General features: G+C 71.2%; 16 protein-coding genes. 10 read left to right on the top strand and 6 right to left on the bottom strand.

The features are described 5' to 3' along the window. Positions 1–57 precede the first annotated feature (57 nt). Positions 58–1404, top strand: a complete 1347-nt coding sequence (locus ACWENQ_RS10565) for an MFS transporter (protein WP_452413812.1) — start codon at positions 58–60, stop codon at positions 1402–1404. On the opposite strand, the gene ACWENQ_RS10560 is transcribed toward ACWENQ_RS10565, so the two are convergent. Continuing rightward, the gene (locus ACWENQ_RS10560) at positions 1374–3248 is read right to left on the bottom strand and encodes an ABC transporter ATP-binding protein (protein ID WP_452413776.1); all 1875 of its coding nucleotides are present in this window, start codon (positions 3246–3248) and stop codon (positions 1374–1376) included. The genes ACWENQ_RS10565 and ACWENQ_RS10560 overlap by 31 nt on opposite strands. A gap of 144 nt (positions 3249–3392) precedes the next feature. Continuing rightward, positions 3393–5438, bottom strand: a complete 2046-nt coding sequence (locus tag ACWENQ_RS10555; protein WP_452413775.1) for a PhoX family protein — start codon at positions 5436–5438, stop codon at positions 3393–3395. 112 nt (positions 5439–5550) lie between these two features. On the opposite strand from ACWENQ_RS10555, the gene ACWENQ_RS10550 reads away from it, so the two are divergent. Further along, a complete protein-coding gene (locus ACWENQ_RS10550) occupies positions 5551–5988 on the top strand; it encodes a sterol carrier family protein (RefSeq protein WP_354919965.1) in 438 nt (145 codons plus the stop codon). Here ACWENQ_RS10550 and ACWENQ_RS10545 read toward each other — a convergent pair. Next, a complete protein-coding gene (locus tag ACWENQ_RS10545; protein WP_452413773.1) occupies positions 5985–8393 on the bottom strand; it encodes a hypothetical protein in 2409 nt (802 codons plus the stop codon). The genes ACWENQ_RS10550 and ACWENQ_RS10545 overlap by 4 nt on opposite strands. Before the next feature lie 530 nt (positions 8394–8923). On the opposite strand from ACWENQ_RS10545, the gene purF reads away from it, so the two are divergent. Further along, on the top strand, positions 8924–10363 hold the full coding sequence (gene purF / locus ACWENQ_RS10540; protein ID WP_354919959.1) for an amidophosphoribosyltransferase: 1440 nt from the start codon (positions 8924–8926) through the stop codon (positions 10361–10363). Next, positions 10360–11388: a phosphoribosylformylglycinamidine cyclo-ligase gene (gene purM, locus ACWENQ_RS10535; protein ID WP_452413772.1), complete on the top strand. Its 1029-nt coding sequence runs from the start codon at positions 10360–10362 to the stop codon at positions 11386–11388. The genes purF and purM overlap by 4 nt, the downstream gene beginning before the upstream one ends. A gap of 516 nt (positions 11389–11904) precedes the next feature. On the opposite strand, the gene ACWENQ_RS10530 is transcribed toward purM, so the two are convergent. Then, a complete protein-coding gene (locus ACWENQ_RS10530; protein ID WP_354919953.1) occupies positions 11905–12126 on the bottom strand; it encodes a DUF3073 domain-containing protein in 222 nt (73 codons plus the stop codon). Positions 12127–12274: 148 nt separating this feature from the next. After that, on the bottom strand, positions 12275–13354 hold the full coding sequence (locus ACWENQ_RS10525) for a Leu/Phe/Val dehydrogenase (protein ID WP_354919950.1): 1080 nt from the start codon (positions 13352–13354) through the stop codon (positions 12275–12277). A gap of 167 nt (positions 13355–13521) precedes the next feature. Between ACWENQ_RS10525 and ACWENQ_RS10520 the strand changes: the two genes are divergently transcribed. Together ACWENQ_RS10520 and bldC are read left to right on the top strand one after the other, a co-directional pair. After that, on the top strand, positions 13522–14385 hold the full coding sequence (locus ACWENQ_RS10520) for a hypothetical protein (protein WP_354919947.1): 864 nt from the start codon (positions 13522–13524) through the stop codon (positions 14383–14385). Between the two features lie 322 nt (positions 14386–14707). Beyond that, positions 14708–14911, top strand: a complete 204-nt coding sequence (gene bldC, locus ACWENQ_RS10515; protein ID WP_013133571.1) for a developmental transcriptional regulator BldC — start codon at positions 14708–14710, stop codon at positions 14909–14911. A gap of 247 nt (positions 14912–15158) precedes the next feature. Here bldC and ACWENQ_RS10510 read toward each other — a convergent pair whose 3' ends face one another. After that, entirely contained in the window at positions 15159–15812 is a 654-nt protein-coding gene (locus ACWENQ_RS10510; RefSeq protein ID WP_452413770.1) for a TetR/AcrR family transcriptional regulator, read from the bottom strand. 110 nt (positions 15813–15922) lie between these two features. On the opposite strand from ACWENQ_RS10510, the gene ACWENQ_RS10505 reads away from it, so the two are divergent. From ACWENQ_RS10505 to ACWENQ_RS10490, 4 genes are all read left to right on the top strand, one after another. Then, entirely contained in the window at positions 15923–16963 is a 1041-nt protein-coding gene (locus tag ACWENQ_RS10505) for a LacI family DNA-binding transcriptional regulator (RefSeq protein WP_452413768.1), read from the top strand. 83 nt (positions 16964–17046) lie between these two features. Beyond that, positions 17047–17295, top strand: a complete 249-nt coding sequence (locus ACWENQ_RS10500) for a hypothetical protein (protein WP_354919938.1) — start codon at positions 17047–17049, stop codon at positions 17293–17295. A gap of 28 nt (positions 17296–17323) precedes the next feature. Beyond that, entirely contained in the window at positions 17324–18130 is an 807-nt protein-coding gene (locus ACWENQ_RS10495) for an N-acetylmuramoyl-L-alanine amidase (RefSeq protein WP_449921534.1), read from the top strand. A gap of 13 nt (positions 18131–18143) precedes the next feature. Beyond that, positions 18144–19754 carry a beta-N-acetylhexosaminidase gene (locus ACWENQ_RS10490; protein ID WP_452413766.1) on the top strand — a complete coding sequence of 537 codons (1611 nt, stop codon included), beginning with the start codon at positions 18144–18146 and terminating at the stop codon, positions 19752–19754. Positions 19755–19812: the final 58 nt, after the last annotated feature.

Raw genomic sequence — 19812 nt, 5'->3', positions numbered from 1 at the left:
TACGCCGTACAAGGTCAACTGTACGGCGTACAAGTACGGCGTATAGGAGGCAATGTGATGAGATGGTGGGCGCTGGCCGCGGTGACCCTCGGCACGTTCATGACGTATCTGGACAACAACATCGTCAACGTGGCCCTCCCGACGATCCAGCGGGAACTGGGGTTGACGCTGTCCGGCCTGGAGTGGGTGGCGACCGGGTACATGCTGGTGTTCGCCGGGCTCATGCTGGTCGGCGGGCGGCTGGCCGACGTGCTCGGCAGGCGGACGACGTTCCTGAGCGGGCTCGCCGTCTTCACGCTCTCGTCGCTGGGCGCGGGACTGGCCGCCGACGGCGGCACGCTGATCGCCGCGCGGGCCGTCCAGGGCGTCGGCGCGGCCCTGCTCACCCCGACCGCGCTGGCGCTCATCTCCGCCACCTTCCGCGACCCGCGCGAGCGCGGGACCGCGGTCGGCATCTGGACCGCGTCAGGCGCGCTGTCGATGGCGCTCGGACCCGCGACGGGCGGCTTCATCAGCGAGCACCTGCACTGGGGCTGGATCTACCTGATCAACGTGCCGGTCGGCGTGGGCACGCTCGCGCTGGCCGTGTGGGCCATCAGGCCCGACGCCGAGCGCGTGCGCCGCGCGCTCGACCTGCCCGGCCTGGCCACCTCCGCGATCACGCTCTTCGCCCTGACGTACGCGCTCATCGAGGGATGGACGCTTCCGCTCGCCGCCGTCACGGTGCTCTCCGCCGTCGCGTTCGTGGTCGTCGAGAGCAGGTCGGCCGAGCCGATGATCGACCTGAGCCTCTTCAGGAACCGGGTCTTCACCGGCGGGACGCTCGCGATGGGCCTGTGGTCCTTCGGGGTGTTCGGCATCTACTTCTTCAGCGCCCTGTGGCTGCAGAACTCCCTGGGCTTCTCCCCCGTCGAGGCCGGCGCCGCGTTCGTCCCGATGGCCCTGCTCATGGCGGCCGTCGCGATCCAGGCGCAGCGGCTGGCCCGCCTCCTCGGCAACGGCCGCACGGTCGCCCTCGGCCTGGCGCTCATGGCGACGGCCGTGCTCGGCATCTCGTTCGTCGGCGCGGGCGGCGGCTACCTCGACGTCCTGCCCTGGTTCCTCCTGTACGGCCTCGGCGGCGGCATGCTGGTCCCGCTGACCACGATGATCCTCGGCGCGCTCCCCCAGGACAGAGCGGGCGTGGCCGCCGGCGTCCTGAACGTCTCCCGCGAGGTGTTCGGCCTGCTGGGCATCACCGTCCTGGGCGCCATCCTCAACGCCAGGCAGGTCGCCACCGGCTTCCTCCCCGCCTACCAGTCCACCCTGGTGATCGCCGCGGTCATCGTGGCCGTGGGCATCCCCGTCAGCCTCTACTCGCTGCGCCGTACGGCTCAGGCGGCGATGGCGGGCGCCTCGAACTGAGTCCTGTGGAGCTCGGCGTACCTGCCTCCGGCGGCCAGCAGGGTGGCGTGCGTCCCGCGCTCCACCACGCGGCCGTCCTCGACGACCAGGATGAGGTCGGCCGCGCGGACGGTGGACAGCCGGTGCGCGATGACGATCGCGGTCCTGCCGGCCAGCGCCTCGCTGAGGGCTTCCTGCACCGCCGCCTCGGACGTCGAGTCCAGGTGGGCGGTCGCCTCGTCGAGGATGACCACCCTGGGGCGGGCCAGCAGCAGGCGGGCGATCGTGAGGCGCTGCCGTTCACCGCCCGACAGCCGGTAGCCGCGCTCGCCCACCACCGTGTCCAGCCCGTCGGGCAGCGACTCGATGAGGCCGGCGAGCCGCGCCCTGCGCAGCGCGTCCCAGATCTCGTCCTCGGCGGCCTCGGGGCGGGCCAGCAGCAGGTTCGCCCTGATCGTGTCGTGGAAGAGGTGGCCGTCCTGGGTGACCATGCCGAGGGTGTCCCTGATGGAGTCGGCCGTCAGGTCGCGCACGTCCACCCCGCCCAGCTTCACCGCCCCCTCGTCCACGTCGTAGAGCCGCGGCAGCAGCTGGGCGATCGTGGACTTGCCCGCCCCCGACGAGCCGACGAGGGCGACCATCTGGCCGGGCTCGGCGCGGAAGGAGACGTCGTGCAGCACCTCGACGCCGCCGCGCGAGTCGAGGGTGGCGACCTCCTCGAGGGAGGCCAGCGACACCTTGTCGGCCGAGGGGTAGGCGAAGCGCACGCCGTCGAACTCCACCGACACCGGGCCGTCGGGCACCGCGCGGGCGCCGGGCTTCTCCTTGATGAGCGGCTCCAGGTCGAGCACCTCGAAGACGCGCTCGAAGCTGACCAGCGCGCTCATGACGTCGACCCTGGCGCTGGCCAGCGCGGTCAGCGGGGAGTAGAGCCTGGTCAGCAGCAGGGCCAGGGCGACCACCGAGCCGGGGTCGAGCCGGCCGGCGAGGGCGTAGAAGCCGCCGAGGCCGTACACCAGGGCCAGGGCCAGCGCCGAGACCAGGGTCAGCGCCGTGACGAACAGTGACTGGGTCATGGCGGTGCGGACGCCGATGTCGCGCACCCTGCCGGCCCGGGCGGCGAAGTCCGCCGACTCCTTGGCCGGGCGGCCGAACAGCTTGACCAGCGTCGCGCCCGGAGCGGAGAACCGCTCGGTCATCTGGGTGCCCATGGCGGCGTTGTGGTCGGCGGCCTCGCGGCGCAGCCGGGCGATGCGTCCGCCCATGCGCCGGGCCGGCAGCACGAAGACGGGCAGCAGGAGCAGCGCGAGCAGGGTGATCTGCCAGGAGATGCCGATCATGACGATCAGGGTCAGCACCAGGGTGACGACGTTGCCCGCGACGCTGGAGACGATGTCGGTGAAGGCGCGCTGGGCGCCGATCACGTCGTTGTTGAGGCGGGAGACCAGCGCGCCGGTGCGGGTGCGGGTGAAGAAGGCGATCGGCATGCGCTGGACGTGGTCGAACACGGCGGTGCGCAGGTCGAGGATGAGGCCTTCGCCGATGCCGGCGGACAGGTAGCGGGTGAGCAGGCCGAGGCCCGCCTCGGCCAGCGCCAGCACGGCGATGAGCGCGGCCAGCTCCAGGACCACGTCGAAGGGTTCGGCCTTGACGATGGCGTCGACGACCCGGCCGGCCAGGACGGGGGCCGCGACGGCCAGCGCGGCCATGACGATGCTGAGGAGGAGGAACTGGGCAAGTCGGGCCCGGTGCGGCCGGGCGAAACCACCGATCCTGCGGAGGGTGGCCAGCGAGAAGGGGCGGCGCTCATGCCGGGCGTTCATGGCGCCGTAGAGCTGGTTCCAGGCGGTGACTTCCATGTCCATGGGGACGACGGTAAAAGGTCAAGTTCACTTGAGGTCAAGCCCGCCACGCCCGGAAGAGCCGCCCGAGGACGCCTTTCCAGGAAGGTCCGGGGACGACGCCAGCCCGTGACCCCGGAAGGTCACGGGCTGGCAGATGCCGACCGGCTAGGAGCCGATCTTCTCGCCGTCCACGTGCCACGTCACCGCCACCGCCGGCCGCGGCTGCGCCGCGCCGCCGTCGGGCCAGTGGCTGGCCGGGGCCTCGGGCGAGGCGCCGTCCACCTCGCCCGGGTGCTGCACCGCGACGAACACGCTGCGCTGGTCCTGGGTGACCATCGGCCCGCACGTCTCGGCGCCGACCGGCACGGTCAGGAACTGGCGGACGTAACCGCGCTCCTTGCCCTGCACCGGCATGACGAACAGCCCGTCGTTCTTCTTCAGCGCGTTACCGTCGGTGGAGATCCACAGGTTGCCGTCCCTGTCGAACGCCAGGTTGTCGGGGCAGGAGATCGGCGAGACCTTGGTCTTGTCGAACCCGGCGAAGTAGGTCGCCGCGTCGTTCGGGTCACCGCAGACCAGCGGGAGCGACCAGGCGAAGGTCGTCGACGCGGCGTCGTCGCGGCGCTCCACGATCTCCAGCACGTGCCCGTGCTTGTTGGAGGGACGCGGGTTGGCCTCGTCCACCTGCGCGGCGGTCCGGTTGGAGTTGTTGGTGAGCGCCACGTAGACGGCCTTGTTGACCGGGTTGCGCTCGATGTCCTCGGGCCGGTCCATCTTGGTGGCGCCGACCTTGTCGGCCGCGACGCGGGTGAAGATCAGCACCTCGGCCGCGCTCATGCCGTCCACGAAGCTCTTGTCGCCGCTGACCAGCGGGATCCACTGGCCAGAGCCGTCGAAGGCGCCGTCGGAGGGCAGCTTGCCCGAGCCGTCGATCTCCGCGGCGGGGCTGTCGCCGGTGAACTTGGCGACGTAGAGGGTGCCCTCGTCGAGGAGCCTGCGGTTGTGCCGGTCGAAACCGGGGATGTAGCGCTCCTTGGACACGAACTTGTAGATGTACTCGAAGCGCGAGTCGTCACCCATGTAGACCGCCAGGCGGCCGTCCTTGGTCAGGGTGGTGTTGGCGGCCTCGTGCTTGAAGCGGCCGAGCGCGGTCCGCTTGATCGGGGTGGAGTCGGGGTCGAACGGGTCGATCTCGACGATCCATCCGAAGCGGTTGGCCTCGTGCGGGTGCTTGGCCAGGTCGAAGCGCTCCTCGACCCGGTCCCACCGGCGACCGCCCGACGCGCTGGTCGGCAGCGTGTACCGGGTCACCTTCGGGTCGTTCTTGTCGCCGTTGACGAAGTACTGGTCGAAGTTCTCCTCGGCGGTCAGCACGGTCCCCCACGGGGTGGTGCCGCCGGCGCAGTTGTTGAGCATGCCGACCGGCGTGGTGCCGTCCTTGTCGGCGGCCGTCTTCAGCAGCTCGTGACCGGCGGCCGGGCCGCTGAAACGCATGGGCGTCTGAGCGGTGATGCGCCGGTTGTAGCGGCGGCGACCGTTGGTGACCAGCTTCCACTGGCCGGTGTTGCCCACCCGCTCGATCTCCACGACGGAGCCGCCGTGCGCGGCCAGCCCGATCTTGATCTGCTCCTCGGTGGCGGCGGCGCCGCCGGTGTAGCCGCGGAACATGAGGTTCTCGTCGGAGTACTCGTGGTTGACCCACAGCAGCGCGCGGTGGCGGCCCATCGGGAACATGGTCACGAAGTCGCAGTTGTAGCCGAACTGCTTGCTCTGCGCCTCAGCCGTCTGGTTGTCGAAGTCGAACGCCGGGGCGTCCGGCAGCACGGGGTCGCCCCAGCGCACCACGACCGACGAGGAGTAGCCGTCGGGGACGGTCAACGCGTCCTCGGTGTTGGGCGCCACCGGGGTGAAGGTCAGCCGACCACGCCCGAACTCGGGGTCACCATGCTGTCCGGCGATCTCGGGGTCGGCGAAGGCCGGTACGGCTCCCGCGCCCACGACCAGCGCGCCGAGAGCGCCCACGCCACCCGCGCGCAGAACGCCACGACGCGACAGAGCCTGCGCGGCGATGTCACCGAAATAGGTGTTGTCACTGATGTTGGCGACTTCGTGTGCGCACGCGTTGCCGCAACGGAATTGGCACGTCAGGGCACTTCGACCGCTCTTGTGCGGGGTCGAGAGCAACGGCAGCAGCCTGCCCGGGTTAGGCACGGGTCCTCCAGATTCATGCGGTCGTTCCGCCGGGACGCTACGGCGAGCGCTGAAACCTGAGGTGAACGACGACCGCCTCCCCGATGAACCCTTCCCGCGAGACAATAAGGGAATGCCGCCCCGCAAGATGGATCAGGACAAGCTCAGATCCGCCCTCGACGCCCAACTGGTCGCGCTCGACGAGCCGCCGTTCGACGGGCCCGCCTCCGCTCTCGCCGACGCGTGTGTCGCGGCCGTCATGACCGCCTACGACAAGGGGCGCAAGCCGGAGCGGGAGGCGGGGCGCTTCGCCGTACGGCACCTGCTCGACCGGCTGGTCGAGAAGGCGCCCGGCCGGACGGTCGAGGTGCGGGTGCCGCCGTACGCGGCCGTGCAGTGCGTGGAGGGCCCCCGGCACACCAGGGGCACCCCGCCGAACGTGGTCGAGACCGACCCGCGCACCTGGCTCGAACTGGCGATCGGCCGCGTCACCTGGTCGGAGGCCATGGCGAGGGGCGCCGTCCTGGCGAGCGGCGCCCGCGCCGACCTGTCCGACCACCTACCGGTCTAGCGGATCCACGGGATCTTGTTCTCCACGCACTGCTCGGCCAGCCGCTGCGGCAGGTTCGCGCACTCGGCGAAGTAGTTGGACACCCACACGGCCGCGCCCACGGCCAGCACCAGCGTGAGCACGCTGAGGCCGATGCCGGTCCACGCCTTGCCCTTGCCGCCGCCCTTGGCGAGGGCGACCACGCCGAGGACGATGCCGACCAGGGCGGTCAGCACGCCGGTGAAGCAGACGAACAGCAGGAACAGGCTCGCGATCCCGAGCACCAGCGAGGCGGTGGCCAGACCGCTGCCCGGCCTGGCGGGACGCCAGTCGCCACCTTGGTACGGCACGGGGCCGCCGGGAGGCGGCGGGTAGGCGACTCCCCCTGCGGGGGCGGCGTAGGGCGAGGTCGGCTCGGCGCCTGACGGTCCCTCTGGTCGGGCGCCCGGCCCGTAGGGGCCGCCTGGCGCGCCGCCGTAGGGGCCGCCGCCGGGAGGGGTTCCCGGTCCGTAGGGTCCGCCGCCACCGGGCGCACCGCCGTAGGGCCCACCACCGGGAGTGCCGCCTGGAGTGGCGCCGGGGGTGCCGCCGGGGGTGCCGCCGCCCGGAGTGCCGCCGCCGGGGCCGCCGCGCTCGTGCTCGCCGCTTCCCGAGGAGGCACCCGCCGCGCCTGGAGTTCCGGGGCCGCCCGGAGTTCCTGGACCGCCCGGAGCGCCAGGGCCGCCCGGGGTCCCAGGGGTGCCCGGAGTCCCGGGACCGCCTGGCGCGCCGGAGCCTCCCGGAGTGCCCGAGGCGCCCCCGCCGGGAGCTTCGCTGGAGAACGCGCCGGCGACGTAGCCGCCGGCGCCCGCCTTCCCGGCGACCGACGGCCCCCACGGGAAGTCGCGCCCGAACCCGCCGCCGGCCGGGCCGGCGCTCTGCGGTCCGCTCCCCGAACCGAAGGGCCGGGATCCACCACCAGCCGGACCGGCGGACTGCGGCCCGCTGCCACCGGAGCCGAAGGGACGCGGTCCACCACCGGCCGGCCCGACAGACTGCGGCCCACTACCTCCCGAACCGAAGGGACGCGGTCCACCACCGGCGGACTGCGGCCCGCTGCCCCCCGAACCGAAAGGACGCGGTCCACCACCGGCCGGAGACTGCGGCCCGCTTCCGGGACCGAAAGGCCGGGTTCCCCCACCGGCCGGACCGGCGGACTGCGGCCCGCTACCTGCCGAACCGAAGGGCCGGGAACCGCCGTAGGGGGCCGTCCCCTGCTGGGGGCCGCCGTAGTGCCCGCCGCCCGCCGGACCCGCACCGTACGGCGCGCCTTCCTCGCGGGATTCACGGGATTCGAGGGAATCGCGGGATTCGCGGTACGGCGTGGCGCCCGTGCCACCGGGAGTGCCCGACGGGTACTCCTTCGGCCCGCCCGCGTACGGCGAAGCGCTCGGGAAGGCGGTCGGGGTGGTGTCGTCGTCCGAGACCGGATGCGCGGGCTGGCCGTACGGCGGCGTGGACGGGGTGGGCGGGTCGTAGCGGGACGGGCTGGACGGCAGCGGCACCTCACGCGTCTGGTCCTCGGCCGACCATCCAGGGTAGGAGGGCGTCGCGCCCGGCACCTGGTAGGGCTGCTGCGGGCTGGGCTCCGGCCGGCCCCAATCGGTGAACGTCTGCGTGCGGTCGGCGTCCTCGCTGCCCCAGTCGGACGACCACCGGGTGCCGGAGGGCTCGCCCTGGCTCGGCGAGGGAACCTCGGGTGCCTCCGGCAAATCGGGGTGGCCGGGCCCGGGAGCCGGCGGCGGCTCGGGAGCGTCCGGCTGCGACGGGAACGAGGGCGGCCCCGGCACCACGGGCGGTTCGGGCGCGATCGGCGGCTCGGGGGAGACCGGCCGTCCCGGCTCGACGGGCGGCACGGGCGTGAACGGCGGCTCGGGAGTGACCGGCTCGCCGGGCTCGATGGGCGGCTCCGGAGTGACCGGCTCTCCCGGCTCGGCGGGCTGCTCGGGGCTGACGGGCTCTCCCGGCTCGTCCGGCTGTCGCGGCGTGCCGGGCTCCTCCGCCGCGAACGACCGCCCCGACACGAACGGCCGCTCCGATGCGAACGGCTGCTCCGGCGTGGCGGGCGGCTCGGAAGCGGGTCGCTCGGGCTCGTAACGCCCCGACCACTCCTGGCGTCCCTGTTCGGGCTCGGACAGGTCGGGCCATCCGGAGTCGTCGGTGTAGCGGCCCCCCGACCACGCCGACTGCTCGGACGGCGTGGGCGTGCCGAAGTGCTCGCGCGTACCGCGACCGCCCCACGCCGACTCCGCGGACGAGGCCCCGGTCGACCAGTCGGCCTCGTCGGACGACCACCGCGAGGCCGCCTCCGCCGAGGTCCACGGAGAGTACCCCTCGCTCGGCTCCCCCTGCCGCGCCGGATGGTCGGGCGCGGGCCAGACGGGCACGTCGGGACCGCGCTCGTGGGAGGCGCCCCACCCGGCTTCCGCCCCCGGGGAGGCCGGCGGCTCGGGCGCGATCGGCTCTCCGTGCGGCGTCGTGGACGCCTCGTCAGGCCAGGGCGCCGCCTCTGGCGCTGAGGTTGGCTCGGAGGCGCTCGGCTCGGAGCTCGGCTCGGTCGGATCACCCGTGGGCTCGCCCTGCGGGTCCTGCCCCGGCCGAGGGTGATTGGGGTCTCGAGGTGTGGTCACGGTCTACGTCTCCCCCGACGTGTCGGCATGCCGGAACCTCCCCACACTCCCCCGGATTACCCTCACGAAACGGTGCGACACGGCAAAAGAGTGGCGATCCTTGGGTCACAGTGCGCCAAGCGCCCAGGGCAAGACGAGTGCATGCCGCTTTCCTCGGCCAGACGGCCCATCGCAACCTCACCGGCGAGATCATCCGAGAAGGATCCAGCACGGGACGAACCGGCCATCTGATGTGATCAGGGCCCCGGGTGTGCGAGCAGAGTTGTCGCCGACCTAAACTGAACCACGTGCTGAAGGGCGACGGCCGACTGGGCCACGACCTGGACCCCGATGACCGCGCACCGAAGGACGCCTGTGGCGTCTTCGGCGTCTGGGCGCCAGGCGAAGAAGTCTCCAAACTCACCTACTACGGGCTGTACGCGTTGCAGCACCGCGGACAGGAGTCCGCGGGCATCGCGGTCAGCGAAGGCAGCCGCATCCTCGTCTACAAGGACATGGGCCTGGTCGCCCAGGTCTTCGACGAGTCGGTGCTCGGCACGCTCCGCGGGCATATCGCGGTCGGCCACTGCCGCTACTCCACGACCGGTTCGAGCGTGTGGGAGAACGCGCAGCCCACGCTGAGCTCGACCGACGTGGGTGGCCTGGCGCTCGCCCACAACGGCAACCTGATCAACACCCCCGAGCTGGCCGAGCGCCTCGCCCCGGGGGTGACCAGGGCGACCACCGACACCGAGGTCCTGACCAACCTGCTCGCCCAGGACCGCACCCGCTCCATCGAGGACGCCGCCGCCGAGCTGCTTCCGCAGGTCAAGGGCGCCTACTCGCTGGTCTTCATGGACGAGAAGACCCTCTACGCCGCCCGAGACCCGCAGGGCATCCGCCCGCTGGTGCTCGGCCGCCTGGAGCGCGGCTGGGTGGTGGCCTCCGAGACCGCCGCCCTCGACATCGTGGGCGCCACGTTCGTGCGCGAGGTCGAGCCGGGCGAGTTGCTGACGATCGACGAGGGCGGGGTGCGTTCGCGCAGGTTCGCCCTCGCCGAGCCGAAGGGCTGCCTGTTCGAGTACGTCTACCTCGCCCGCCCCGACACCACGATCGCGGGCCGTGGCGTACAGACGACCAGGGTCGAGGTGGGCCGCATCCTGGCCCGCGAGCACCCCGTCGAGGCCGACCTGGTCATCCCGACCCCCGAGTCCGGCACGCCCGCCGCCGTCGGCTACGCCGAGGAGAGCGGCATCCCGTACGGCCAGGGCCTGGTGAAGAACTCCTACGTCGGCCGGACCTTCATCCAGCCGTCGCAGACCATCCGCCAGCTCGGCATCCGCCTGAAGCTCAACCCGCTCAGGGAAGTCGTGGCGGGCAAGCGCCTGGTCGTCGTGGACGACTCGATCGTGCGCGGCAACACGCAGCGGCAGATCGTCCGCATGCTGCGCGAGGCGGGCGCGCGTGAGGTGCACGTGCGCATCTCCTCGCCGCCCGTCGCCTGGCCCTGCTTCTACGGCATCGACTTCGCCACGCGCGCCGAGCTCATCGCGGGCTCGCTCAGCGTCGAGGAGATCCGCCAGTCGCTCGGCGCCGACTCCCTCGGCTACATCTCGCTCGAGGGCCTCACCAAGGCGACCACGATTCCCGCCGAGCGCCTGTGCAGGGCCTGCTTCGACGGCTCGTACCCGATCCCGATCGACCAGGACAACGTCGGCAAGTACGTACTGGAGAGTTCGCCCAAGTGAGCACCTACGAGGCCGCAGGCGTCGACATCGAGGCGGGCGAGCGCGCCGTCGAGCTGATGAAGGACAAGGTCGCGCGCTCGCGGCGGCCGGAGGTGGTGGACGACGCCAGCGGGTTCGCGGGGCTGTTCGACGCCTCCGCGCTGCTGCGCTACCGGCGGCCGCTGCTGGCGACCTCCACCGACGGCGTCGGCACCAAGGTCATGCTGGCCCAGCAGTACGGCAAGCACGACACGATCGGCATCGACCTGGTCGGCATGGTCCTCGACGACCTGGTGGTGTGCGGCGCCGAGCCGCTGTTCATGACCGACTACATCGCCTGCGGCAAGGTGGTGCCTGAGCGCATCGCCGAGATCGTCGGCGGCGTCGCCGAGGGCTGCCGCCTGGCGGGGGCGGCCCTGGTCGGCGGCGAGACGGCCGAGCACCCCGGCGCGATGGGTGCCGACGAGTACGACCTGGCGGGCGCCGGCACCGGCGTCGTCGAGGCCGACGCGATGCTCGGCGCCGACCGCGTCCGCGCAGGCGACGTGGTGCTGGGCCTGGCCTCGTCCGGCGTCCACTCCAACGGCTATTCGCTGGTACGGCACGTCATCAAGCAGGCAGGGCTGTCCCTCGACACCGAGGTGCCGGAGTTCGGCCGCCCGCTCGGCGAGGAACTGCTGGAGCCGACGCGGATCTACGCGCTCGACTGCCTGGAGCTCGCCCGCACGGTCGAGGTGCACGCCTACGCGCACATCACCGGCGGCGGCGTCGAGGGCAACCTGTCGAGGTCGCTGCCCGGGCACCTCGACGCGCTGCTCGACCGCTCGTCGTGGACGGTGCCGGCGGTGTTCGAGGTGCTGGCGCGACACGGCGGCATCGGGCAGCAGGCGATGGACCGCACGTTCAACCTGGGCGTCGGCATGGCGGCGATCGTCCCGGCCGAGGCGGCCGACCCGGCGATCAAGCTGCTGGCGGCGCGCGGGCTTGACGCGTGGGTGCTCGGCGAGGTCGTGGCGGACGGCACCGGCCAGGCGCGCTACCGCTGACCCACGCCGGTCCGCGATGCCCGGCACCTCGGGCGGCGGGCGACGTCGATCACCCCCGGCCGGGCTCCTGACCGAAGGAGCCCGGCCGCGGCACGTCTAGTGCGGTGTCCACGAACCTTCACCGGGTCGGCGTGGGCCGTCAACTTCGCCGCTCCGGAAGCCCAGAGCTGGTGCACGTTAGTGGACACCGCACTAGGTTGGTTTACCGGTCGGCGTCGGCCCTGGTCGGCGGTGGGGCCGCTGCGGGCTCCCGGCGGGTCCTGCGGGCCACCTGGCCGGAAGGAGCGAAGCCGGTCACCCGAGAAAAGCGGCCCTGACCACGCCGACCGGGCACACGGGACGGCAAGCCGAGCCCCCAGGCGGGGCGGCAAACAGGCGGCGCGGCGGGCCGGGAGGAGCGCGGTCGGCGGGCCGGCGCTACGGCGTCCAGCGCTCAAGGAGTCCCGGGTACGAGCGGAAACGCGGAAGTGCCCCACGGGCGGTTCGCCCGTGGGGCCCATCCTGACAACAGGTCAGCTATCGACGCCCGGACGGCCGGTCGTCGTCTTCGTCGCCGTAGTCGTCGGCGTAATCGGCATAGCGATCCGCCAGCTCATCGTTGAGGTCGTCGGCGTCATTGTGGTTGGAGTCAGAGACTCCGAGCTCGTTGCGAAGACGCTCAAGATCCGTGCCACCGCTGTTGTACTTCAGCTGGCGAGCAACCTTGACCTGCTTGGCCTTTGCTCGGCCGCGCCCCATTGGCTCGACCCCCTCGTGTGGGGTCGTCCCCGACCCCTCGTCGCTAACGCACCACATACTGACGCCGTGACTCGGGCGCCAGTCTCTCGTTCGCCTATTACCGTACCTGTTTTGCGCTCAGCTCGGTACGTCGTATGGTCGCGGGACGTCAGCCGCCCAACCAGATGGCTCGAATTCGCCCGACTTCCGACATTCTGCGCTCAGCCAGCCTATCCGCTGCCACAGCCGGTGGCACGCCTTCCTCGGCGGCGATCCCGAAAATCTTGAGCGTGGTGTCGAAGATCTGGCTCGCCTTGGCCCGTGCCCGCTCCATGTCGAAGCCCTGGATCTCGTCGGCGACCTGGATGACGCCGCCGGAGTTGACCACGTAGTCGGGGGCGTAGAGGATCCCGCGGTCGGCGAGCTGTTTCTCCACTCCCGCGTGGGCGAGCTGGTTGTTCGCGCCACCGCACACGATCTTCGCCCGGAGGCCGGCGACCGTGGGGTCGTCGAGGGCCCCGCCGAGCGCGCAGGGGGCGTAGACGTCGATGTCGGCGGCGGTCAGCTCGGCTGCTGAGGCCACGGCCTCGACCGAGGGGTGGCGCTGCCGTACTCGCTCGACGGCGGCGGCGTTGACGTCGCAGACGACGACCTCGGCGCCGTCCTCGACGAGGTGCTCGACGAGGCGGTGGCCCACCTTGCCGACGCCCTCGACGCCGACCCGCTTGCCGCGCAGCGACGCCGTACCCCAGAGGAAGGAGGCGGAGGCGCGCATGCCCTGGAAGACGCCGAACGCGGTGAGGATGGAGGAGTCGCCCGCGCCGCCGTTGGCGACCGTGCGACCGGTGACGAAGCGGCTCTCGCGGGCCACGAGGTCCATGTCCTCGCTGAAGGTGCCCACGTCGCAGGCGGTGTAGTAGCGGCCGTTCAGCGACTGGACGAAACGGCCGTAGGCGCGCAGCAGCGCCTCGCTCTTCATCGTGGCGGGGTCGCCGATGATGACGGCCTTGCCGCCGCCGAGGTCGAGCCCGGCCAGCGCGTTCTTGTAGGCCATGCCCTTGGAGAGGTTGAGCACGTCGGCCAGCGCGGCCTGCTCGCTCTCGTACGGGTAGAACCTGGTGCCCCCGAGTGCGGGGCCGAGCGCGGTGTTGTAGATGGCGATGATGGCACGCAGCCCGCTCTGCTCGTCGGCGCAGAAGACGACCTGCTCATGCGTGTCCTTGTGGGACACCCCGAAGACGTCGGTCACGGTAGTGACTCCCTGTCCGGTCCGCCGCCCCTTCGCGGCGGAGATCCTCTCAGGGTAGAGGTCGTGGAGGTATGTCGTCGCCTCAGGAGTGAGGCAAGTGGGCAGGTCGCGAAGGTCGGTGCGACCACAACGGTGCAAGCGGGTTGTCTTCGTGACACGATGCCACCGTGCTGCCCTATGCCGCTTACCTTCGTGTCTACGAGCCGCTGACCGCGTTTCCGGAGCCGGACCGCGCCGCCTGGGCCGAGTACGCGGACTCACGCGTCCGTCCGCGCAGGGCCACCGCGCTCGAGGCCGAGCACGGCGAGTCCATCCGACGGCTGCTCGCCAAGCCTCCCCATCCCGCTCCGGCCCAGGAGAGCCCCAACGCCTATCTCCGGCGTGTCGAGGACCGTCTCTATGTCTGCCCATGGCAGAGCCGGTTGCGCTCGTGGCTGGCGTTCTCAGAGTTTCGCGGGAGCGCTCCGGTGAAACTGCTCGACAACTTCGTGCCGCAGACGATCGCCGAGCAGACGGCCGACGACTTCGACAGGTACAAGCGTCAGGGCGGCTCGGCCGCGCTGCGCACCCACATCAGGACGACGAAGTGGAACGTGCCGCCCGCCTGGTTCGTGCCGTTCGACGGCAACGAGCGGTGGCTGGTGCTGGGCAAGCCGGCCAACGGCCAGGACACGACCACGACCACGGGGCGTAACCTCATCTACGTCACCTCCATGGCGCAGGCCAGGCGGCGCTCGGCCCGCGCGCTGCAGGTCATCCGCAGGCACGTGGGCGAGGTGGCCACCGGCATCGAGGTCGAGGAGATCGCCAGGTGGCTGGAGGAGTTCCATCCCCACTCGCTGGTCGAGCTCGACTACGGCGGCCTGGTCCACCTCATGGACGACGATGCGTTGCAGGCCGACCAGTCGGTGGCCGAGCTGTCGGCGGCGCTCACGGGTCTGGACACGGGTCAAGAAGAACTTGCCTTTGCCATGTATCAACGCGTGATCTTGCGGTGGAAGCAAATGCAACTTCTGGAATCTGCCAACTGAACCCCAAAACAACGGTCTGACCTGCATGAGTAGGTCACGTGTCGCGGCTGCTGGCTTCTGCGAACTGAGTAGTTTGCCGTTTTCACTGCGATACCACGAAACGTGTCGCTAGAATCACCGAGCGTGACATCGCCACAGGGGCGGGCAGTTGGGTCAAAGAAGGGCTCGCCAATCGCTCTACGTGGCGGTATGGTCACTTCGGGTGATGCCGCCTATGGTCCAGAAAAGCCGCACGCACTGGGCCATAGAGGGACATCCGTGACACGCGCAGAAGCAGTCGCAGGATCGCTGAGCCGGTCCACACGGAGGAGAGGCCGCACAAATGTCAGCTCGTACACCCGAGGCCGAGCCACTGCTCACGCCCGCCGAGGTCGCGACCATGTTCAGGGTCGACCCCAAGACCGTCACGCGGTGGGCCAAGGCGGGTAAGTTGACGTCGATTCGCACCCTGGGGGGACACCGGCGTTACCGGGAGACCGAGGTTCGCGCCCTGCTCGCGGGCATCCCGCAGCAGCGTTCGGAGTGAGTCCGGGGTCGTCACGATCCTCAGGGGGGTTCACGGTGGGCCTGGGTCCACGGCCCGGTCCACCCGCGTGACGACGTCAAGTCCCCAGCGCGTCGGGGGACGCAAACGGGAGTTGGCGCCGCCCGCCCGGCGCCATTCTTCCACCCCACTCAACGGCGGGAAGCGTGCGCGAGGTCCACCACCTGGTACGGTCCCCCACGGCCTGTCGGCCACGGTGGACGCGACCCGCCATGAACCAGGCCAGGAATCAGGCCAGGTCGACCAGCAACCGCTCGACGCCCTGGTCGTAGACGGCGGCCACGCCGAGCAGCGCCACCATGTGGTCGACGAGCATCTTCTCGAGCGTGGCACGGTCGATGTCGCGATGCTCGAGCCAGTCGAGGCCCGCGGTCTCCACGGAGGCGATCCACGAGCGCACGGTCGTGCGCAGTACCGGGCTCGGCTCGTCGACCCGCATCTGCTTCTGGATCATCAGGAACAGCCGCTGCCGTACGCCGTCGACGATCTCGCCGACCTCGCCCGCGCGGTTGGCGGGCCCGCCCCGCAACAGCGCCGCGAACCCCGCGGCGTGCTCCTCGACGAAGTCGAAGTAGCGCCGCAGCCCGAGGGCCAGCTGCTCCAGCGGCCTGCCGCCGTCCTGCGGCCGCAGGCGCGACTCCAGCTGCTCGGCCGCGCTCCTGAGCGCGGCCACGTAGAGCTCCTGCTTGCCGCCGAAGTAGTGGTAGACGAGGGCACGCGAGGCACCCGCGGCCGAGGCGACGTCGTCGATCGAGACGTCCTCGGCATCATGCTTGCTGAACAGCTCCAGGGCGGCCGCCATGAGCTCTTCGCGGCGCCGGTCCACGCTCAGTCTGCGCCGCGCAGGACGGGTGCCGCTGCCTGCGGATTTCCCGGGTGTCACACCTGCACACTAGCGGAGCCGATGCCGAATAACGCTCGGGCCCGTACCCTGCCGCGTCCTCGATCGTTTGGTGAGACAGGTGCCCATCCAACGCATCGCGGGGGAGACACATGTCAGGACCGCCAGTCAACACAACCGTCGTCGGGGTAGTGGACACGCTGCCCCGCCCTAGACCCACCATCCGGAATGTCGCCGAACGTGCCGGCGTCTCCAAATCGCTGGTGTCGCTCGTGCTTCGCGGATCTCCGCACGTCAGCGAGCATCGCCGGCAAGCCGTACTGCAGGCCGCTCGTGAGCTCGGCTACCGCCCCAACGCCGTGGCGCGCAGTCTCGTCGAGGGCCGCACGCACCTCGTCGGCGCGCTCGTCGCCGACCTGCACAACCCTTTCTACGCCGAGTTCCTGGACGGCCTGCAGGAGAGCCTGCACGGCGACGGTCTCAGGATGCTGATCGGCAACAGCCAGTGGGACCCGGCCTTCGAGGACGAAGCCGTTGAAGCGTTCCTCGAACTGAGGGTGGACGGACTGGTGCTGCTCGGCATCGCTCCGACCAGCGAAACCCTCATCGAGGCGACCTCCTACACTCCCACGGTCGTCGTAGGGGAACGTGACATCGAGCTCGACAACGTCGACATCGTGGTCGACGACGACCAGCTCGGCGCCCGCCTGGCCATCGACCACCTGGTCGAGCTCGGCCACAAGCGGATCGCGCACATCGAGGGCACGCGCTCGTCACGCTGCGAGGGCTACCTGGTCGCGATGCGGCGCCACGCGCTGGCGCCGTACATCATGGTCGAGCACGGTGAAAGCACCGAGGAGGGCGGCAGGCGCACCGCACGCGCGCTGCTGACCCGCGATCCCCGGCCCACCGCCATCTTCGCCGCCAACGACGTCGTCGCGCTCGGCGTGCTGTCGGCGGCCAGCGAGCTCGGGCTGCGCGTGCCCGAGGACCTGTCCGTGGTCGGTTACGACAACACCCATCTGTCGGCCGTCCACCACATCTCACTCACCTCCGTCGACCAGCCCAGGCGAACCATGGGCCGATCGGCGGCCGCACTGCTCAGCGACCGGATCCAGGATCCCGGTAAGGTCGCCAGGCTGCGTCAGGTCACACCGGAGCTGATCGTACGGCGGAGCACAGGCCCCGCCTAAAGATTGGTCAAACACCGGGGCGCCCTCCCGCCTCGGTTGTTAACTCGGACGGGTCACTGCTGTATCTGACCCGGGGGACAGTCATGCGTGATCCAGAACTTGTGTCATGCGCCCAGCGCGCGGCGGCCGAGCTCGAGCGCGCCTGGGCGCACTGGCGCGCGGAACGCGGGCGGGGAACGGACGGCGGGGCCGAGTCGGTGGCCAGTTACGTGGCCCACTCCCTCGACCATCCATGGGGCCGCCCACGCGTCGTCCTGGGCCTCGACGCCGAGGACGCGAGGGAACTCGCCGCCCTGCTGCAGCGGCAGGAAGTCGGCGAACACGTCTGGTGACCTCGCGGCGTCACGTATTTTGGAGCGCATGCGTGTTCTAGCCGCTTCCACTCTCGCCCTTCTCGGCCTGTCCGCCGCCGCCTGCGGCAGCGACGCCGGCGGTGAGAGAGTCGCCGCACCCGTGGAGACCCGACCGGCCGCCGCTGCCGCCGCCGCGGCGGTGGCCGTCCGCGACAAGCCGCTCGACGGCAAGGTCATCGTGGTCGACCCGGGCCACAACGGGGGCAACGCCAAGCACCCGAAAGCCATCAACCGCCAGGTCAACGTCCTGACCCAGTGGAAGCCCTGCGACACCACGGGCACCGCCACCAACAACGGCTACAGCGAGGCCGCCTTCGCCTGGGACGTCTCCCAGCGCCTGGTGAAGATCCTCGAAGAGCGGGGCGCCACCGTGAAGCTGACCCGCAAGAACAACACGAGCGTCGGGCCCTGCATCACCGAACGGGCCGCCATCGGCAACAAGGCCAAGGCGGACGCGGCGATCTCGGTGCACGCCGACGGCTCCGCCCCGGCCAACCACGGCTTCCACGTCATCATGCCCAAGAAGATCAACGGCCCCGTCGACCCCGTCGTCGACGACTCGCGCCGGCTCGGCCTCGCGGTGCGTGACGCGTTCAAGAAGGAGACGGGCCTGCCGTACTCCACCTACATCGGGGCGAAGGCGCTCAGCTTCCGCGACGACCTCGGCGGGCTCAACCTGTCGACGGTCCCGAAGATCTTCATCGAGTCCGGCAACATGCGCAACGCGGGCGAGGCCGCCAAGTTCCAGGACCCCGCGTTCCGGCAGCAGATCGCGCAGGGCCTGGCGAACGGTTTGCAAAACTATTTGAAGTGACATCATTTGCGGCATGAACACGCTGCTGCCTCGCCCGACTGTTCTGTCCGCGCTGTCCGGCTCCTACGAGCTCACCGTCGGGGCCACCGTCTCGGGGCCCGCCGACCTGGCCGACGCCGTACGGCGGGCGCTGCCGATCCTCGACCTGCGCCCCGGTGACACGGGCGCCGTCGACGTCAGGCTGGACCCCGCGCTCGGCGAGGAGGCCTACCGCCTGGTCGTCGGCTCCCGCGGCGTCGAGATCACCGCGGGCGGCAGGGCAGGCGCGTTCTACGCGGCGCAGTCGCTGCACCAGCTGCTTCCCGACGCGACCTACCGCAGTGCCGTACCGGCCGCGGCGTGGGTGGTGCCGGGTGTGCGCATCGAGGACTTCCCCGCCCACAGCTGGCGCGGGCTGCACCTGGACGTGGCCCGGCACTTCCTGCCCAAGCGGGAGGTCCTGCGGGCGATCGACCTGATGGCCGTGCACAAGCTCAACCGGCTCCACCTGCACCTGGTCGACGACCAGGGCTGGCGGGTGGAGAGCAGGGCCTACCCGCGCCTGCAGGAGGTCGCCTCCCACCGGGCGCGCACCGCCACCAACTACTTCCGCGACGAGTCGACCTACGACGGGATCCCGCACGGCGGCTACTACACGCTCGACGACCTGGCCGAGATCGCGCAGTACGCCAGGGAGCGCCAGATCGTGGTGGTCCCCGAGATCGACGTGCCCGGCCACGCGAGCGCCATCCTGGCCGCCTACCCGGCGCTGGGGGCGACGGGCGAGCCGTTCGAGGTGCTCGACCGGTGGGGCATCTCCCCCGCCATCCTGTCGCCGCTGCCGGCGACCGTCGACTTCCTCACCACGATCTTCGACGAGCTGCTGGGGGCGCTGGGCGAGACGCCGTACGTGCACGTCGGCGGCGACGAGTGCGTGCTCGACGACTGGGAGGCCTCGGCGGAGATCAGCGCCTACCGGGAGTCGCTCGGGCTCGCCGACGTGGGCGCGCTGCACGCCTGGTTCCTGCGGCGACTGGCCGACGTGCTGGCCGAGCGCGGCGCGCGGGCGGTGGTGTGGGACGAGGCGTTCGTCAGCGGCACGCTCCGCCAGGACACGCTGGTCATGCCGTGGCGCGGCATGGGCGTGGGCCGCAGGGCCGCCGCCGCCGGGCACTCGGTGATCGCGACCCCCGTCTTCCCGCTGTACTTCGACTACGCCGAGGCCTCGTCCTCCGACGAGCCCATGGCCATCGGCGACACGATCACGGTGACGGACGTCGCCTCCTTCGAGCCCGCGCCGTCCTCGTGGGCGCCGGAGGAGCGGGAGCGGGTGGTCGGCCTGCAGGGGCAGCTGTGGAGCGAGCGCATCCCCGACGCCCGGATCCTCGACTACCGGGCGTGGCCGCGGACGTGCGCGCTGGCCGAGGTGGCGTGGAGCGGGGAGGCCGGCTCCGACTTCATGGCACGGCTGGAGCGGCACCTGGGGCGGCTCGACGCGCTCGGCGTGGAGTACCGGCCGCTGTCGGGGCCGCGCCCGTGGCAGAAGGGGCGCCCGCACCGGCCCGCGACGGTGCAGGTGGCGTCGGCGATGGAGCGCCTGGACGAGAAGACGCAGTCGGCCACCTCGACCCGGCCCAGCATCTGAGGGCAAGCTCGCTCGGGGGGGGCTCCCGGCCCCCCTCACCTCCCCGGTGACCACCATG

The organism is Nonomuraea sp. NPDC004354 (assembly GCF_053602555.1).
This window is presented reverse-complemented; position numbering and strand designations above follow the sequence as displayed.

Bases quoted from the DNA above. Each gene is read 5' to 3' on its own strand.
- ACWENQ_RS10565 (WP_452413812.1), top strand. From the start codon at position 58: ATGAGATGGTGGGCGCTGGCCGCGGTGACCCTCGGCACGTTCATGACG.
- ACWENQ_RS10560 (WP_452413776.1), bottom strand. From the start codon at position 3,248: ATGGACATGGAAGTCACCGCCTGGAACCAGCTCTACGGCGCCATGAAC.
- ACWENQ_RS10550 (WP_354919965.1), top strand. From the start codon at position 5,551: ATGCCGCCCCGCAAGATGGATCAGGACAAGCTCAGATCCGCCCTCGAC.
- ACWENQ_RS10530 (WP_354919953.1), bottom strand. From the start codon at position 12,126: ATGGGGCGCGGCCGAGCAAAGGCCAAGCAGGTCAAGGTTGCTCGCCAG.
- bldC (WP_013133571.1), top strand. From the start codon at position 14,708: ATGTCAGCTCGTACACCCGAGGCCGAGCCACTGCTCACGCCCGCCGAG.
- ACWENQ_RS10505 (WP_452413768.1), top strand. From the start codon at position 15,923: ATGTCAGGACCGCCAGTCAACACAACCGTCGTCGGGGTAGTGGACACG.
- ACWENQ_RS10500 (WP_354919938.1), top strand. From the start codon at position 17,047: ATGCGTGATCCAGAACTTGTGTCATGCGCCCAGCGCGCGGCGGCCGAG.
- ACWENQ_RS10495 (WP_449921534.1), top strand. From the start codon at position 17,324: ATGCGTGTTCTAGCCGCTTCCACTCTCGCCCTTCTCGGCCTGTCCGCC.
- ACWENQ_RS10490 (WP_452413766.1), top strand. From the start codon at position 18,144: ATGAACACGCTGCTGCCTCGCCCGACTGTTCTGTCCGCGCTGTCCGGC.